The sequence below is a fragment of the Serpens gallinarum genome, assembly GCF_014836765.1.
Classification (GTDB): domain Bacteria; phylum Pseudomonadota; class Gammaproteobacteria; order Pseudomonadales; family Pseudomonadaceae; genus Serpens; species Serpens gallinarum.
Window position 1 is genome coordinate 942,771 of sequence record NZ_JACSQG010000001.1, and the last position, 15,887, is coordinate 958,657.

14 protein-coding genes are annotated in these 15,887 nt (G+C 61.3%); 5 read left to right on the forward strand and 9 right to left on the reverse strand.

The features are described from left to right. Window positions 1–69: 69 nt before the first annotated feature. The 3 genes from H9642_RS04385 to H9642_RS04395 all read right to left on the reverse strand — a co-directional run bounded on the left by H9642_RS04385 (window position 70) and on the right by H9642_RS04395 (window position 3,046). Entirely contained in the window at window positions 70–1,110 is a 1,041-nt protein-coding gene (locus tag H9642_RS04385) for a TRAP transporter substrate-binding protein (protein WP_251835172.1), read from the reverse strand. 94 nt (window positions 1,111–1,204) lie between these two features. Continuing rightward, entirely contained in the window at window positions 1,205–2,539 is a 1,335-nt protein-coding gene (locus H9642_RS04390) for a TRAP transporter large permease (RefSeq protein ID WP_251835173.1), read from the reverse strand. Beyond that, window positions 2,540–3,046 (reverse strand): TRAP transporter small permease subunit, encoded by a 507-nt coding sequence (locus H9642_RS04395; RefSeq protein WP_251835174.1) that lies wholly within the window; start codon window positions 3,044–3,046, stop codon window positions 2,540–2,542. It abuts the gene before it with no gap. Window positions 3,047–3,218: 172 nt separating this feature from the next. Between H9642_RS04395 and H9642_RS04400 the strand changes: the two genes are divergently transcribed. After that, entirely contained in the window at window positions 3,219–3,542 is a 324-nt protein-coding gene (locus tag H9642_RS04400; RefSeq protein WP_251835175.1) for a TraR/DksA C4-type zinc finger protein, read from the forward strand. Between the two features lie 285 nt (window positions 3,543–3,827). Here the strand turns inward: H9642_RS04400 and H9642_RS04405 are convergent, their stop codons facing one another. Next, window positions 3,828–5,411 (reverse strand): peptide chain release factor 3, encoded by a 1,584-nt coding sequence (locus H9642_RS04405; protein ID WP_251835176.1) that lies wholly within the window; start codon window positions 5,409–5,411, stop codon window positions 3,828–3,830. Window positions 5,412–5,837: 426 nt separating this feature from the next. Here H9642_RS04405 and H9642_RS04410 point away from each other — a divergent pair, with 426 nt between their 5' ends. After that, window positions 5,838–7,001, forward strand: coding sequence for a type III PLP-dependent enzyme (locus H9642_RS04410; RefSeq protein WP_251835177.1), 1,164 nt, complete (start codon window positions 5,838–5,840; stop codon window positions 6,999–7,001). A 125-nt stretch (window positions 7,002–7,126) separates the two neighbouring features. Here the strand turns inward: H9642_RS04410 and H9642_RS04415 are convergent, their stop codons facing one another. From H9642_RS04415 to H9642_RS04435, 5 genes are all read right to left on the reverse strand, one after another. Next, entirely contained in the window at window positions 7,127–8,710 is a 1,584-nt protein-coding gene (locus H9642_RS04415; RefSeq protein WP_251835178.1) for a sulfite reductase subunit alpha, read from the reverse strand. A gap of 184 nt (window positions 8,711–8,894) precedes the next feature. Continuing rightward, a complete protein-coding gene (locus H9642_RS04420) occupies window positions 8,895–9,809 on the reverse strand; it encodes a DUF4198 domain-containing protein (protein WP_251835179.1) in 915 nt (304 codons plus the stop codon). A 16-nt stretch (window positions 9,810–9,825) separates the two neighbouring features. Continuing rightward, on the reverse strand, window positions 9,826–10,338 hold the full coding sequence (locus tag H9642_RS04425; protein WP_251835180.1) for a DUF2271 domain-containing protein: 513 nt from the start codon (window positions 10,336–10,338) through the stop codon (window positions 9,826–9,828). Window positions 10,339–10,357: 19 nt separating this feature from the next. Beyond that, complete coding sequence (locus H9642_RS04430; RefSeq protein ID WP_251835181.1) at window positions 10,358–10,951, reverse strand: PepSY-associated TM helix domain-containing protein; 594 nt, start codon at window positions 10,949–10,951, stop codon at window positions 10,358–10,360. Window positions 10,952–11,114: 163 nt separating this feature from the next. Beyond that, window positions 11,115–13,340 (reverse strand): TonB-dependent receptor domain-containing protein, encoded by a 2,226-nt coding sequence (locus H9642_RS04435; protein ID WP_251835182.1) that lies wholly within the window; start codon window positions 13,338–13,340, stop codon window positions 11,115–11,117. A gap of 167 nt (window positions 13,341–13,507) precedes the next feature. Between H9642_RS04435 and H9642_RS04440 the strand changes: the two genes are divergently transcribed. The 3 genes from H9642_RS04440 to H9642_RS04450 are packed head-to-tail and all read left to right on the forward strand — an operon-like array spanning window position 13,508 to window position 15,830. After that, a complete protein-coding gene (locus H9642_RS04440; RefSeq protein WP_251835183.1) occupies window positions 13,508–14,254 on the forward strand; it encodes a 5-oxoprolinase subunit PxpA in 747 nt (248 codons plus the stop codon). Continuing rightward, complete coding sequence (gene pxpB / locus H9642_RS04445) at window positions 14,251–14,925, forward strand: 5-oxoprolinase subunit PxpB (RefSeq protein ID WP_251835184.1); 675 nt, start codon at window positions 14,251–14,253, stop codon at window positions 14,923–14,925. The genes H9642_RS04440 and pxpB overlap by 4 nt, the downstream gene beginning before the upstream one ends. Beyond that, window positions 14,922–15,830 carry a 5-oxoprolinase subunit C family protein gene (locus H9642_RS04450; RefSeq protein WP_251835185.1) on the forward strand — a complete coding sequence of 303 codons (909 nt, stop codon included), beginning with the start codon at window positions 14,922–14,924 and terminating at the stop codon, window positions 15,828–15,830. The genes pxpB and H9642_RS04450 overlap by 4 nt, the downstream gene beginning before the upstream one ends. Window positions 15,831–15,887: the final 57 nt, after the last annotated feature.

The following is a 15,887-nucleotide window of genomic DNA, read 5'->3' on the forward strand; positions in this document are numbered from 1 at the left end:
AACCCCCCGTCAATCTCTCGTTATGGCTGGCGTGTCGTTGTCTGTTCCGGTGGCAGGGTATGGCGGTTGTCAGCGGTAGGGTGCGCCTGCCTTGGCCATCAGCGCGTTGTATTGTTTGAAAATCTCCACGACCCTGGCGCAACGCGGGCTGGTCTTGGCGATTTCGTCCCAAAACTTTTGCGCCTCGTTCTCCACGGTTTGCCATTGCTCGGCGGGAATCGAGGTCAGCTCCAGTTTGCTGCCTTCCACGCGCAGCTTGGCCTCGCCGCCCCAGTACCAGTGCTGGCGGTAGTAGTGGGAGCTGTCCATGCACAACTTGAAAAGGGTTTTGAGGTGCTCGGGTACCTCGTTCCACTTGTCCGAATTGGCGAAGTAGGAACCGATCCAGGCGCCAGAAATGTTGTTGGTCAGGAAATACTTGGTGACGTTGGCCCAGCCGACCGTGTAGTCCTCGGTAATCCCCGACCAGGCGATGCCGTCCAGCTCACGGGTCTGCAGTGCCACCTCGACGTCTTCCCACGGCAGGGTCACCGGGATCACCCCGAAGCGGGTCAGGAACTTGCCAGCAGTGGGGAAGGTGAAAATGCGCTTGCCCTTGAGGTCGTCAAGGCTGCGTATCGGCTCGACGGTGGCGAAGTTGCACGGGTCCCAGGCGCCGCTGCCAAGCCAGGTGACGCCCTTTACTTCGCCGTAGGCCTCGGCCCAGATCTCGTTGAGGCCGTACTGGTGAAACAGCGCCGGTACGTCCAGGCTGTGGCGGGTAGCAAACGGGAAGTAGCCACCGAACACCGAGATGTCCACCGGTGCGGCAATCGAGTCGTCATCGCTTTGCACTGCATCGATGGTGCCCCGCTGCATGGCGCGAAACAGCTCGCCGGTCGGCACCAACTGATCGGCGTAGTACAGCTTGATTTCCATGGCGCCGTTGGCCGCCTGGTTGAAGGCGTCGATGGACGGCTTGATCACGTGTTCACCCAACGCTGGGCCTGCGTAGGTTTGCAAGCGCCAGGTGATTTTCTTCGGCTCTTGGGCATAGATATGGGCTGAACCCAGGGCGGCGGTGCCGGTAGCCACGGCGGCGCCGGTCAGGAAACTGCGTCTTGTACTCATACCGTTCTCTCCAGGAAAGTCGATTCAGATTCATACAGCGCATGTGTCCCGATTCGTTCGGGGCGTGACGGCGTTACCGCTCGGTTGACGCGATTCATCCCGTTGCGGCCCCGTAATAGGATTGCGGCAGCCACAGGGCGATTTGCGGAAAGATCATCACCAGTGCCAGGGCGAGGATCATGACCAGTACGAAGGGGAAGACTGAAATATAGATGTCCCGCAAGCTCACCTCGGGCGGCGCCATGGCGCGCATCAAGAACAAGTTGTAGCCGAACGGCGGGGTGATGTAGGCGATCTGGCAGGTGATGGTGTATAGGATGCCGTACCAGATCAGATCGAAACCCAGGCTGCCCACCAAGGGGATGTACAGCGGTGCGACAATGACCAGCATGGCGGTGTCGTCAAGGAACATGCCCATGACGATGAAGGACAGCTGCATAAGGATGAGGACCTCCCACGGGCTCAGGCTCAGGCGGTCGAGGAACAGCATCTCGATAGCCTGCACCGCGCCGAGTCCGTCAAATACCGCACCGAAGCACAGCGCGGCGAGGATGATCCACATAAACATGCAGGTGATGCCGAGGCTCTTGCGCAGGGTGTTTTCCATGACCTCGCGAGTCAGTCGGCCCTTGACCAGCGCGGTGAAGGTGGCCGCGAGGGCGCCCACTGCCGAGCTCTCCACCAGGCTGGTGTAACCAAGCAGGAACAGACCGGTCATGCAAAAGAAGATGAACAGCGGGGCGATGCCCGCTTTGAGCAGCAATAATTTTTCGCGGCGACTGATCGTTTGACGTTCGACCATTGGCATGGCCGGGCCGAGGCTTGGGTTGCGCCAGCAGCGAATTACCACATACAGGGCGAACAGCGTCGCCATCAGCAAGCCAGGGAACACCCCCGCCAGCCATAGTTGGCTGACGGGCTGGCGAGCGATCATGCCGTAGAGCACCAGCACGACGCTGGGGGGAATCAGGATGCCCAGCGAACTGCCGGCCTGGATGACTCCGGTGACCATGATCTTGTTGTAGCCGCGGCGAAGCAGTTCCGGCAGGGCAATGCTGGCGCCGATGGCCATTCCGGCCACGCTCAGACCGTTCATGGCGGAAATGGCCACCATCAGGCCAATGGTACCGAGGGCCAAGCCACCGGGAAGAGGGCCCATCCAGACGTGGAACATGCGGTACAGGTCTTCGGCCAGACCGGATTCGGAGAGCATGTAGCCCATGAACACGAACAGCGGCAGGGTCAGCAGCGGGTACCACTTCATCAGTTTCATCGCCGCGCTGAAGGCCATTTCCGAGCCGCCCTGGCCCCACAGCAGAAACGCCGCGCAGACGGCCACGAAGCCGATGGCGCCGAATACCCGCTTGCCGGTTAACAGCAGCAGCATCATCGAAGAGAACATCAGCAGGGCGATGTATTCGTAGCCCATTTACAAGGTCTCTCCGCGTGCGGCAGCGAGGTCCTTGAAGAAGATCGCCAGGACTTGCAGCAGCATCATGGCGATGCCGATGCACATGATGATTTTGATCGGCGCCATGCGCGGTGACCAAGCCGAGTAGCTGGTCTCGTTGTATTCCAGTGCGTAGTGAACCGACGAAATCCCGCCATAGAGCAGGAACACCAGGTAGAACAGCAGGAAACCCACCGTGCACAGATCGACAATGGCGCGGGTTTTTGGTGTCCAACGGCTGTAGAACAGGTCCATGCGCACGTGGTCGTCGAGCTGCAGGGAGTAGGCGCCGCCCAGCAGAAAGTACGCAACCATCAGGAATTGGGCGACCTCCAGGGTCCAGATTGCGGGGTCGGCGAAGGTCTTGCTGAAGATGGAATAGAACAGCACGCCGAGAATGGCAAAGATGAGGTACATGGCGAAGCGGCCGATGACCCGGTTCATGGTATCGACCGTGCGGACGAAGATCCTTATCGTCTGGCGCATCTTGAAACCCCTGACAACCCTGACGAGATCAGCCTAGACGAAGATTGGCCAGCGTGAATGGCGGCACGCATGGGTGGGTCTGTGGCGAGTGGTGCACGTCGCATTTGTCGCGATAAAAGCCGTGCATCCGGTGTAGACGCAGCCACACTGAGGCAAAGACCAGGAGGCTGACATGACCCCATTCGACCCCGCTCAGCGGCTGGCGCAGTTAACCGAGGAATATCGCAAGCGTGCCGAGGCTATCCGCCGCGACCTGACCAGCAAGCGCGATGCCGATTTTGCCGAGCAGGCCCAGGAACGGCAGAACGAGGAGGTGCTGGAGGCGCTGTTGGCCGAAGCCGAAGCTGGCCTGCGCGAGGTGGGGCTGGCGCGCCAGCGTCTTGCCGAGGGGCATTACGGCGAATGCCAGCGCTGCGGTGAGGACGTCGAGGAGGCCAGGTTGCGGGCACTGCCGGCGGCGGCTTTGTGCTTGCGCTGTGCTGCGCTGACGAAATGATGTAGGGCATGTCAGGTGTAGGGTGGATCGCGCTTCATTGATCCACCGGGTGGCGATCCACCGGGTGGCGCTCCACCGAGCGGAGCCGTGGTGGATGTAAAAAACGACATCCACCCTACGGTTCCTGCGCGCGCCGCCGCTTAGGATGGCGTTGAGCGCTGCGATCCCATCAAGTTCAGCTTTAGCCATCGCCCGATGGCTATCGGCCCGTTACCGTGTGGGCAACTGGCCATCCTCGCTGTGCCTCCACCTATCCTGCAAAAGCCCAGGCAACGCTACTGGTTGTTAATGATGCTCGCGGGTGGCGCGGAATTTCACGTCGGGCCAGCGTTCTTCCATCAGCGATAGGTTGACCCGGGTCGGCGCCAGGTAGGTCAGGTGGCCGCCGCCATCAATGGCCAGGTTTTCATAGGCCTTGTCGCTGAATTCCTTGAGCTTCTTCTCATCGCTGCACTCGATCCAGCGGGCCGACCAGACGTTGATCGCCTCGTAGGCGCACTCGACCTTGTATTCCTCCTTCAAACGGCTGGCGACGACGTCGAACTGCAGCACGCCCACCGCGCCGAGGATGATGTCGTTGTTGCGCTCGGGGAAGAACACCTGGGTCGCGCCTTCTTCGGCCAGTTCCTGCAGGCCCTGGCGCAGCTGCTTGGATTTCAGCGGATCCTTCAGGCGCACGCGGCGGAACAGTTCCGGGGCGAAGTGCGGGATACCGGTGAAGCTGATGTTCTCACCGGCAGTGAAGGTGTCGCCGATCTGGATGGTGCCGTGGTTGTGCAGACCGATGATGTCGCCGCCAAAGGCCTCTTCCAGGCGCTCGCGGTCGCTGGAGAAGAACGTCAGGGCATCGCCGATCTTGATGTCCTTGCCGATGCGCACATGGCGCATCTTCATGCCCTGCTCGTATTTGCCGGAGCACACGCGCATGAAGGCGATGCGGTCGCGGTGGCGCGGGTCCATATTCGCCTGGATCTTGAACACGAAGCCGCTGAAGGCTTCCTCGTTGGGCCGCACCTCACGCTCCTGGGTCATGCGTGGCAGCGGAGCGGGGGCCCAGTCGACGAAGGCGTCCAGCACATGGCTGACGCCGAAGTTGCCCAGCGCCGTACCAAAGAAGACCGGAGTCATCTTGCCCTGCAGATAGGCTTGCAGATCGAACTCGTGACAGGCGCCCTGGACCAGCTCCAGCTCTTCGACGAAGCGCTCGTACATGTCGCCGAGCAGCGCACGGGCCTCGTCACTGTCCAGGCCCTGGATGATTTTATCCTCGGTACGCTCGTGGCCGTGGCCGGGGGTGTAGACGTGGATGCAGTCATTGGCCAGGTGGTAGACGCCCTTGAAATCGCGGTAGCAGCCGATCGGCCAAGTGATGGGAGCGGCCTTGATGCTCAGCACTTCCTCGATTTCGTCGAGCAGTTCGATGGGGTCGCGGATGTCGCGGTCCATCTTGTTGACGAAGCTGATGATGGGGGTGTCGCGCAGGCGGCAGACGTTCATCAGGGCGATGGTGCGTGGCTCAACGCCTTTACCGCCGTCGATCATCATCAGCGCGCTGTCCACCGCGGTAAGGGTGCGGTAGGTATCTTCCGAAAAGTCCTCGTGGCCGGGGGTATCGAGCAGGTTGATCATGTGCTCGCGGTAGGGAAACTGCATCACCGAGGTGGTGATGGAGATGCCGCGTTGCTGCTCCATAGCCATCCAGTCGGAGGTGGCGTGGCGGTCGGACTTGCGCGACTTCACCGTACCGGCGACCTCGATCGCCTTGCCCATCAGCAGCAAGCGTTCGGTGATGGTGGTCTTACCCGCATCCGGGTGAGAAATGATGGCGAAGGTACGGCGCTTCGCGACTTCGGCGGCCTGAGTGGTCATCGGAAAGGGAACCCGTCGACGAAAGTGTCGGTCTGTCAGAAAAGGCGGCGATTATAGCGGCAATTGAAGAGGCTGCGTTCGCCGCGCGGCAATCCGCAGAAGCGGTTTGCAGCTTTTTTCGGACATTTTGTTGTGAATCCTTGACAGGTTGGAAATCAATGCTGCTGAGGGACACTTTTTGGTTGATCTCGCTCCCCCTTGGTCCTAAAGTTCGCGCCCGAACGCTGATGCTGGAAACGATCCATCCGGCTCAAGTACTGCCGACGAGACAGCAAGGTCAACCGTATCCAGGTTGACCTTTTTGCTTTCGGCGACATGCCTTGGGAAGTAGGCGAACCAAAGTGGGGAAACTGTCAGGCGTTCGCGGCCGTCCCTACGGCTATTCCACACACTGTTTTGTTTGTTTTGCCATTTGGAGTCCCAAGCATGTCGATCAAAGTCGAAGACTATTTCGCGCGCGCAACGTTTCAAAAAATGAAGGCATTTGCCGACCAGCATGAAACCCCGTTTGTGGTCATCGATACCGAGACCATCTCGCGGGCCTACGATGATCTGACGCGCTGCTTTCCGTTTGCCAAGATCTATTACGCAGTCAAGGCCAACCCGGCCACCGAGATCACCGAGCTGCTGCGTGACAAGGGCTCCAACTTCGACATTGCTTCGATCTATGAGCTGGACAAGGTGCTGAAGACCGGCGTTAGCCCCGACCGCATCAGCTATGGCAACACCATTAAGAAAGCGCGCGACATTCGTTACTTCTATGAAAAGGGGGTGCGCCTGTTCGCCACCGACTCGGAAGCCGACTTGCGCAACATCGCCAAGGCCGCGCCGGGTTCGAAGATCTATGTGCGCATTCTCAGCGAAGGTTCCACCACGGCCGACTGGCCGCTGTCGCGCAAGTTTGGCTGCCAGACCGATATGGCCCTGGACCTGCTGATCCTCGCCAAGCAACTGGGTCTGGTGCCCTACGGCATCTCCTTCCACGTGGGCAGCCAGCAGCGCGACATCGACGTCTGGGATGCGGCCATTGGCAAGGTCAAGGTGATCTTCCAGCGTCTCAAGGAAGAAGACGGCATCGTGCTGCAGATGATCAACATGGGCGGCGGCTTCCCGGCCAATTACATTGCCAAGACCAACAGCCTGGAAACCTATGCCGACGAAATTATCCGCTTCCTCAAGGAAGACTTTGGCGATGAGCTGCCGGAAATCATCCTGGAGCCGGGCCGTTCACTGATCGCCAACGCCGGGATCCTGGTCAGCGAAGTGGTGCTGGTGGCGCGCAAGTCGCGCACCGCGGTGGAGCGTTGGGTCTATACCGACGTAGGCAAGTTCTCCGGTCTGATCGAAACTATGGACGAATCGATCAAGTTTCCCATCTGGACCGAGAAAAAAGGCGAAATGGAAGAAGTCATCATCGCCGGCCCGACCTGCGACAGCGCCGACATCATGTATGAGAACTACAAGTACGGTCTGCCGCTGAACCTGGCCAGCGGCGACCGCCTGTACTGGCTATCCACCGGTGCCTACACCACCAGCTACAGCGCAGTGGAATTCAACGGCTTCCCGCCGCTGAAGGCATTCTACATCTAAGCGTTATCTGGCTCTGACGAATCCCGCTACGGCGGGATTCGTCGTTTTGGCGGCGGCCAATCTGGCTGGGGTTATGCAAACGTCGTCCTGTGGACGAACAGTCCGTTCGAGCGGCTCAGTTGCCTTCAATACAGGTCGCGTCGATAGCGTCCTGCTTCGCTCAGTTCTTCCACGCATTGTTCGCCCAGCAGCCCACGCAGTACCGAATCCACTTCGCGGCCCATGCCTTCCAGGCTGCCGCAAACCAGGACGCTGGCTCCGCGATCGATCCAGTCTCGTACCTCATCGGCGGCGTCGCGTAAGAGGTGCTGGACATATACCCGTTCCGCCTGGTCCCGTGAAAAGGCGCGATCCAGGCGGGCCAAGTGGCCGCTGTTTAGCCAGCCGTTCAGTTCCTCCTCGAAGAAACCATCGTGCGCCGCGTTGCGTTCCCCAAACAGCAGCCAATGGCCACTGTGGCCGCCTTGTTCGCGCTCGCGCAAATGGGCACGCAGGCCGGCAAGTCCCGTGCCGTTGCCGATCAGGATCAGCGGCCCGGTGTTTGCGTCCAGTCGGAAACCTGGATTGGCGCGAATGCGCAGGTCGATCTGCGTACCGACTGGGGCATGCCGGCAGAGCCAGCCGGAGCCCAGGCCCAGGGTACCGTCCGAGTTTTGCATCAACCGAACCAGCAGCTCCACGTGCCCATCGGCCGGGCATGAAGCAATGGAATAGTCTCGGTGCGGCAGCAGCGGTAAGTGCTCGAGCAGTGCATCGGGGGAGTGGCCCGTATGGTTTTTTACTGGGTCTGTAAGTTTTCGGCGGGCCAGGTAGCTGGCCAGCGTCTGGCCGTTGCCGAGCGGGGTATCCCCCTCCAGATTCTGGGTGCTGAGCCATTGAGCTACAACCAGGGGCGGCTGACAGGGGCCGATTTCGGCGATATCGCCGGCTTGCCAGCGTTGCGCGTCATCCGGAGGTGCCAGGCGCAGATAAAAGGCCGGCGCGCCCTGGCTGCCGGGGTTGAGGCATTCGCGTGCTTCTAGCGTCCAGTGTTGATAGTGGGCCGGCTGCCAGTCGCTGAATTGGTGATTGCCGCTCAGTTGGCCAAGTTGCTGCTGCCAGCGACGCAGCACTGCCGGATCGGCTCGGTCGGCTTCCAGGCGATCAAAGAGCGGCGTGGCGCCCAGCTGGCGCAGGCGCTGTTCCAGGCGCCGGGCGAAGCCGCAGAAGTGCTGATATTCGCTATCCCCGAGGGCGAGAAGGGCGTACTCCAGCCCGCGCAGCGCGGGGGATTCAGCCCAGAGCCGGCGCTCGAAGCGCGCGGCATTGTCGGGTGCCTCGCCTTCGCCGTAAGTGCCCAGCACCAGCAGCAGACGCGATTGTCCGGTCAGTTGCGCGGGCGTCAGGGCATTGAGCGGCATGGCCACGGCGGGCATGCCGCTGTGCGTCAACTGCTCGGTGCTGCGCTCGGCCACGGCCTGGGCCTGGCCGCCTTGGCTGGCGTAGGCGACTAGCAGTTGGTCGCTCGCCGCTGCTGGAATTTTGGAGGAGCGGCGCCAGGCGAAAGCGCTGCCTCCTAGCCAGGCGAGAGCCACCAGCGCGGCGGAGATTTCCCGCGCCGGTTGCAGCCACAACAGCAGGACGGCCAGCAGCGCGTAGGCAAACGCGGGCCAGTAGCGGATAAGGCGCGAGGACAGTATGGGATGGAAGGTTGAATGTGTCTGGCTCATGACCTGAACGCGGGTGAGCGAATGAGGAGTGATCGAGTGCGCTCTGCGATGGGTATCGCTGCGCTCAACGCCATCCTACGAAGCGGTATGATCCGCGCGGGATGGGCTGAGGTGTTTGAGCGTTGCCGGATGGGCAGCGCCGTTGCCGAGGCAAGCGGCGCACGTTGAGCAGCGAGCAACGCTATCAGGGCGCGAGCACTTCCAGGGTGGCGCTGTACACCGCGCGGCGTTCGGTGACAGGCTTCTTCACGCCGTCGCTGGTTTTCAGTTCGGCTTCCAGCCAGTACATGCCGGGGGTGGGCCAGGTCACGCTGAGCACGCCCTTGGCATCGGTGGTCAGGTTCAGCTCATCGGTGGCATCGCGGTAGCGGTTGCCGCCGGGAATCACCACCACGTCTAGGTTCTTGGCGGGTTTGCCGTCGAGCAGAAAGGTGAATTCGGCGGTTTCCCCAGCAAACAGGTCATTGGGGTGGGTGACCGGCAGCATTTCCAGGCCGGTCTTGGTCGGCTTGAAAACGGTGTCGGTGGTATCACCGGCCGTCACGAACACCTCGATGCGGTTGTTGCTCTGCACCACGCGCAACTCGTCCGCCTTGGCCGGCACCTGTTTGGCCAGGTCTTCGGCTTTCCCCATCCAGCGGTGGGCCAGGCCGTTTTCCTTCCAGCTGGCCATCAGGCCGCTGCTGGCCACCGCCAACTTGTAAGTTCCCTTCTGGGTCAGCTGCACATCAAAGGTGCTGCGATAACGGCCGATGGCGCCGTTTTCGGCCTGCACTTCGCTGCCATCTGGGGCAAGGATCAGCAACTTGTTGGCCGGACGGCGCATGGGCGCCGGTGCGGGTGCTTTCTGCGTTGCATCTGCGGCGGCCGGGGCTGCTCCGCGTGCCGGCAGGGCCAGCGGTTTGCCGATGCCTTCTAGTTGCAGCGGGAAATGCTCGAAGTAGAACAGGTCATTGGAGACGGCGGCGTCCACGGTGATCCACGGCGCTTCGCCAGACAGCACGGTGGCCGAGGGCAGCATCCAGGCGCGGTGGGCTTGGGCGGACAGTGGCAGGCAAACGGCCAGGGTCAGGGCGGTCCATTTGATCATCGGATTCATGTCGATCGTTCCTTGCTCAAGGTTTGACGGTAACGGTAAGGGTGCCCAGCTCGCTGCTGCCTTGGGTGCTGGCGGTGCTTGGTTGCGTAGGTGGCCAGCTGAAGGGCACGCGCAGCAGTTCGCGACCGCCGACTTCGCGGGCGGCTTCCACCACCAGGTTGTAGTCGCCGGCGACCAGATCCTTGAGCGGCGCTTCGCTGCCTTTGTAGCTCAACTGATGGGTGCCGACCGCGCGGGTCGCGGCGCTGACGCCGTCCACCGGCATCTCCAAGCTGCGGCCGCTGCGCCGCCACCACTGGCGCATGTCTTTCAGCCACTTCTCGCCTTCGTCGTCCTTGAGCTTCAGGTCGTACCAGACCGCCAGGTTGGCGACGTGGCTCTGGTCAGGCTTTTCCAGCCACAGGGCCACGTAGGGACGATGGTATTCAGCGACGTCCAGGCGCGGGATTTCCACGCTGATGTCCAGGTCAGCGGCCAACACCGCTGGGCTGAGCAGGGTAAACAGGGGGAGCAGTACGCGTTTGCGCATCACTATGTCCTTATTCTTTTTAATGAATGAACAGCAAAGCCAGCAACACGGGAATCACCAGTCCGAGCCCGGTCAGCGGCCAAGTGGCGGGGCGCCCGCCGGCATGGCGCTGTAACAGCAGCAGGCCAGTAAGACTGAAGATCACACAGACCACGGAAAAGATATCGATGAACCAGCTCCAGGCCTCACCACTGTGGCGGCCCTTGTGCAGGTCGTTGAGATACGCGATCCAGCCGCGGTCGGTGGACTCGTATTCCAGCTCGCCGGATGCGATATCCAGGCTCAGCCAGGCATCGCCACCGGGGCGAGGGAGGCCGATATACAACTCGCCATCGGACCACTCGGCTTCGCGACCGCCCAGACGGATGTCGAGGGTAGATTCCAGCCAGTTGGCCAGCGCTGTGGGCATTCCTGCCGTGGGCGCTGCATCTAGCAACTGCTGTTGCAACATCGCCGGTAACTGCTCAAGGCGCGTGGTGACCTGCGCCTTGGCTTCGATTTGCGCGGCATGGTTAAGCGTGATACCGGTGAAGGCGAACAGCAGCATCCCCATCAGGCAGAGTGCCGAACTGATCCAGTGCCATTGCCGCAGGGTGCCGAGCCAGAAATGCATGGTGAGAGGGAATCCGCAAAGAGGAATCTGTCAGGTCGAGGCGAAAGGCCATTAGCCGGAACTGGCGAGATTCTAGGGGGTTGCCTGGAAAGATGTCGGGGATTTACCAACAACATACATTCGCGAAAGGAATGACCCGCCGAGTGGCGGGCCATGGTGGTTCTTAGAACGTGATGTTGGCGGAAAGCCAGAGGCGGCGGCCTTCTTCCAGAGTGCCGCTGGTGGATTGGGCGGTCTGGGTGTAGTAAGAGGCCCAGCCAACGGCACCGGTGTTGGTGGTGTAGGTTTCGCCGTCGAGGAAGTCCTTGTCGAACAGGTTGTAAATGCTGGCGTTGAGGGTCACATTTTCGGAGGCTTTGTACGAGCCGCCGAGATGGAATACCTCATAAGCTTTCAAATCACCGACTTCATCCTGCAGGGCTCGGTTGGCAGCTGTCAGGTTTTCATACTTATCGGTAAAGCGTGTGCGCTCGCCACGGTATTCGCCTTTGAACCACAGGGTCAGACGCTCGCTGGCATTCCAGTTGAGGCTGGCGTTGAGCATATGCTCGGGCGTGTTGGTCAAGGGAGCGCCCTTGTTGATACCGCTCTTCTGTTCGCTGTCTGTGTAGGTGTAGTTGCCGCTCAGGCTCCAACGCGGTGCGAACTGCCAGCGGCTGGCCAGTTCCAGACCTTGAGTGACAGCTTCATCGATATTGATGCTTTGCGCGAAGTTTTCCTGAGTGAAGCTGCTGCCAAAGCTGACGCAACCGGGCTGGTTCGGGTTGGCTGTAAAAAAGCAGTTGGGCAGTGGCGTGCCGTCGTCGATCTTGTCTTTGAACTTGTTGTGGAACAAGGTGGCGTTGGCATTGAAGCCAGCATAGTTGTCGTAGTACACGCCGAATTCGGTGTTGGTGGTAACTTCTGGATCAAGATCCGGGCTGCCGATAGTAATGGTGCGGCCTTGGCCACTTACACCGTTGATACCGTCATGCAACTGGTTAAGGGTGGGTGTCTTGTAGCCTCGGCTGACGCCACCTTTCATAGTCCAGCTGTCGCTGGTGTTCCACACCAGGTAGGCGCGTGGGCTTACATGGCCACCGAAGGCATCATGGTTTTCGTAGCGAGCGCCGAGGGTCAGCGCCAAATCGTCGCGCAGTCGCCACTCATCCTCGAGGAACAGAGACCAGGTGGATTGCTCGAATTTTTCAGATGCGATGCCGTCTTCCACCTCGGCATCCCACCATTGGGCGCCAACGGTAGCAATATGGGAGTCGCCGATGGGGCTGACCAGCTTGGTGTCAAATACCAGGTCGGTAGATTTCAGCTCACGATCATCGCCTGCGACAATGGATGGGTACCCGGAATAAGCCACCCCGAGGGTTCCGGGAATGGTCCGGCCGATGGTTTCGGTTGTGTTGTGAGTCAGGCTACTGTCCAGAGTGCCGAAGCCGAGGCGCGCCGTATGGCTCAGGGCAACCTGGTCGCGCTCGAAGCGCAGTTCATCGTCGTAACCGTTTATTACGGTAGGCGCGTCAGTGGTGCAGCCACCGATGGCGTTGCCACCGGTTTTACCGTCCAGAGTACCGAGCTGGCAGTTGTCGTTGTTATAAACTTGGCGACCACGTTCAACATCCAGCGCGAAATCGTGGTTTTCATGAGGCGTCAGAGTCAGACGGGCGCCTAGGGTGTTATTGCGGCCCTCCACAGGCGCAGCGCCACGCTTGCTGACGGTAGTGTCATTGTCGAACGTGAGGTCGGATTCCCCCCGGTCTTGCAGGCTGCCGCGCACGGCCAGGCCCAGCAGGCCGTCGACCAGAGGGCCGCTGGCATACAGGCTGGTCTTGCTGGCTTCGCCATAATCGCGATTTTCCTGGAAGGTGTGATCCAGGCTCAGCGAACCGCCCCATTCCGAGGCAACTTTCTTGGTGATGATATTCACCACGCCGCCCATGGCATCCGAGCCATATAGGGTGGACATTGGGCCGCGGATCACTTCGATGCGCTCGATGGCCGACATCGGCGGCATAAAGCTGGTGGAGGTTTCGTTGAAGCCGTTGGGGGTGACGTTGCCGGCGGTATTCTGGCGGCGACCATCAATTAGAATCAGGGTGTACTCGCTAGGCAGGCCGCGAATGCTGATGTTCAGGCCGCCGGTCTTTCCCGTGCCCTGGCGTACGTCAATGCCTTCCACATCCTCCAGCGCTTGAGCCAAGTTGCTGTAACGCTTCTGCTGCAATTCTTCGCCGCTGACCACAGAAATACTGGCTGGCGCCTCAGTGACTTTCTGTTCAAACCCCGAGGCGCTGACCACGGTGTCGCCGAGTATTAGGGCGTCTTGAGCAAAAGAGGCCAAACTGCAGCCAAGTAGGGCGGTAGCCAGTGCGGTGCGGGCGAAGGGCAGGGACATGCGGAGCTCCAGTGGTCGGTTTTATGTTGGCGCGCATGATAATGATTCGCGATAAGGTTGAGAAGTGTTTTCAATTGCTAATCAGATAAATTTACATTCATGCCTGAAGTTCTGTTGACTCAACGGTGGACTTGCGCCGCCTTTGGCAAAGCTGGAAGCTTGCCGACATGACTACTTCCCTTCTACTCAACTGCGACATGGGCGAGAGCTTCGGAGCCTGGACGATGGGCAACGACGCGCTGGCCATGCCGCTGATCGACCAGGCCAACCTGGCTTGCGGTTATCACGCGGGCGATCCGCTGACCATGCAGCGCAGCGTGGCGCTGGCGGTGCAGCACGGCGTGAGCATTGGTGCCCATCCGGCCTATCCCGATTTGCAAGGTTTCGGACGGCGGCACATGAGCTGTACGTCGGACGAAGTGCGTGCGCTGGTGCTTTATCAGGTCGGCGCTCTGGAGGCGTTCTGCCGCGCCGCAGGCACTCAAGTGGCTTACGTCAAACCCCATGGCGCGCTCTATAACGACCTGGTGCGCGACGATGCGTTATTTGCGGCAGTGCTCGATGCCTGTGCGAGTTATCGCGCCGGCCTGCCGCTGATGGTGCTGGCGTTGGCTGACAATCGTCGGGAGGTCAGATTGGCCGAGGCGGCCGGCGTCCCGCTGCTGTTCGAGGCGTTCGCCGACCGCGCCTATCAGTCGGACGGCCAACTGGCGCCGCGGCGTTTGCCTGGCGCGGTGCATCATGAGCCTCAGCGAATCCTTGACCAGGCGCTGGCGATTGCCCGGGGCGAGCCGTTCGCCGATATCGATGGCAAACCCTTGCGCCTGCGCGCCGACAGCCTGTGCGTGCATGGCGATAACCCCGACGCCTTGTCGGTGCTGCGCCGGTTGCGGGCGCACTTAGACGCAACATGATCCGTTGCCAGCCGGCCGGCGCTGAAGCCTTGCTGCTGGTGTTGGCCGAGCAGCCCGATGCGACGTTGCCGTTGCGTATCGCTGCACTGGTGGCAACCTTGCGGCGCGAACTGGGGCCACTGCTGTTGGATCTGGTGCCGGGCTGGACGACTTTGCTGGTGCATTACGACCTGCTGCGCACCGATCAACTGGAACTGACTAGACGCCTGCAACCGCTGCTGCATGCCTGGCAGGAGGCGCCGCTCCCGAAGCAGGGCGGGCGTATGCATGAAATCCCCATCTGGTATGGCGGGGAGGATTTACCGTCGGTGGCCCAGGCCTGCGGTTTGTCCGAGGCCGAGGTGATTACTCTGCACAGCGCGGTTGAATACCGCGTTGGGGCTATCGGTTTCGCGCCGGGCTTCGCCTATCTGGGCGGGCTGGACGCACGGCTGGCATTACCGCGCCGGGCTTCGCCTCGGACGCGGGTGCCCGCCGGTTCCCTGGCCATTGCCGAACGCCAGACGGCGATTTATCCGCAGGCATCGCCTGGCGGCTGGCACTTGCTGGGCCTCTGTCCATGGAACCTGTTCGACGCGCAGCGCGAACCGCCGTGTGCATTGCGGGTCGGTGATCGGGTGCGGTTCGTTGCGGTGACGGAAGCGGACTACCGAGCCGAGGCCAACCGATGATGGGGCTGCGGGTGTTGAAGCCTGGGCCTTTGAGTTTGGTACAGGATGCTGGGCGCTTCGGATGGCAGCATCTGGGCGTTTCACCCAGCGGTCCGCTGGATGGCCACGCAGCGGCCTGGGCCAATCGTCTACTGGGCAATCCCTGGGGCACCCCCCTGGTGGAAATCGCCTTCGGCGGTGTGGAGCTGCAAAGCGCGGGAAACACCTGGCTGGCGCTGTGTGGCGCTGAGTTGGACATCCATATTGACGACCAACCGCAGGCGAACTGGGCGCGCTTTCCCCTGCGCGCCGGGCAGCGCCTGCGCTTGGGGTTCGCGCGCAGCGGGCAGCGGTCTTACCTGGCGGTGACGGGTGGTTTCTGCATAGTGCCAAAGCTCGGCAGCGTAGCGACCCAGGTCCGTGAAGGGCTGGGCGGTGTACACGGAGATGGCCGTGCTCTGCAGCTGGGCGATCTCTTGCCGTGCCGGCCGGCGCGGTTGCCCGGCAGGGTCAGTGTGCCGTGGCCTTATATTCCAGATTATCGTCGGGAGCCTGAATTGCGGCTGATCGCCGCTGATGGGGTTGATGCCGACGCATTGCAGCATTTGCTGGACCAGCGCTGGCTCATCAGTCCGCATTCCGACCGCATGGGCGTGCGGTTGAATGGCGAAGCGCTCCAGGCACCACGCCTGCAGTGGTCCCAGGGGGTAGTAAGCGGAACGATCCAGGTACCACCGGACGGTCAGCCGATCATTCTCATGACCGACCGGCAGACCATGGGCGGCTATCCGCTACTCGGCTGGCTGCACCCACTGGATCAATGGCGGCTGGCGCAGTGTCCCCCGCACAGCGGGGTGCGCTTTGCGCTCGTCGAGGTGGCACAGGCGCAGGCCGAACTGCGCACGTTCTATCGTTTTTTTCGCTGAGTCTTCGCCGCACCGGGGCGGTTGCCATGCTGGCGTAGGGTGGATGACGTTTTTCTC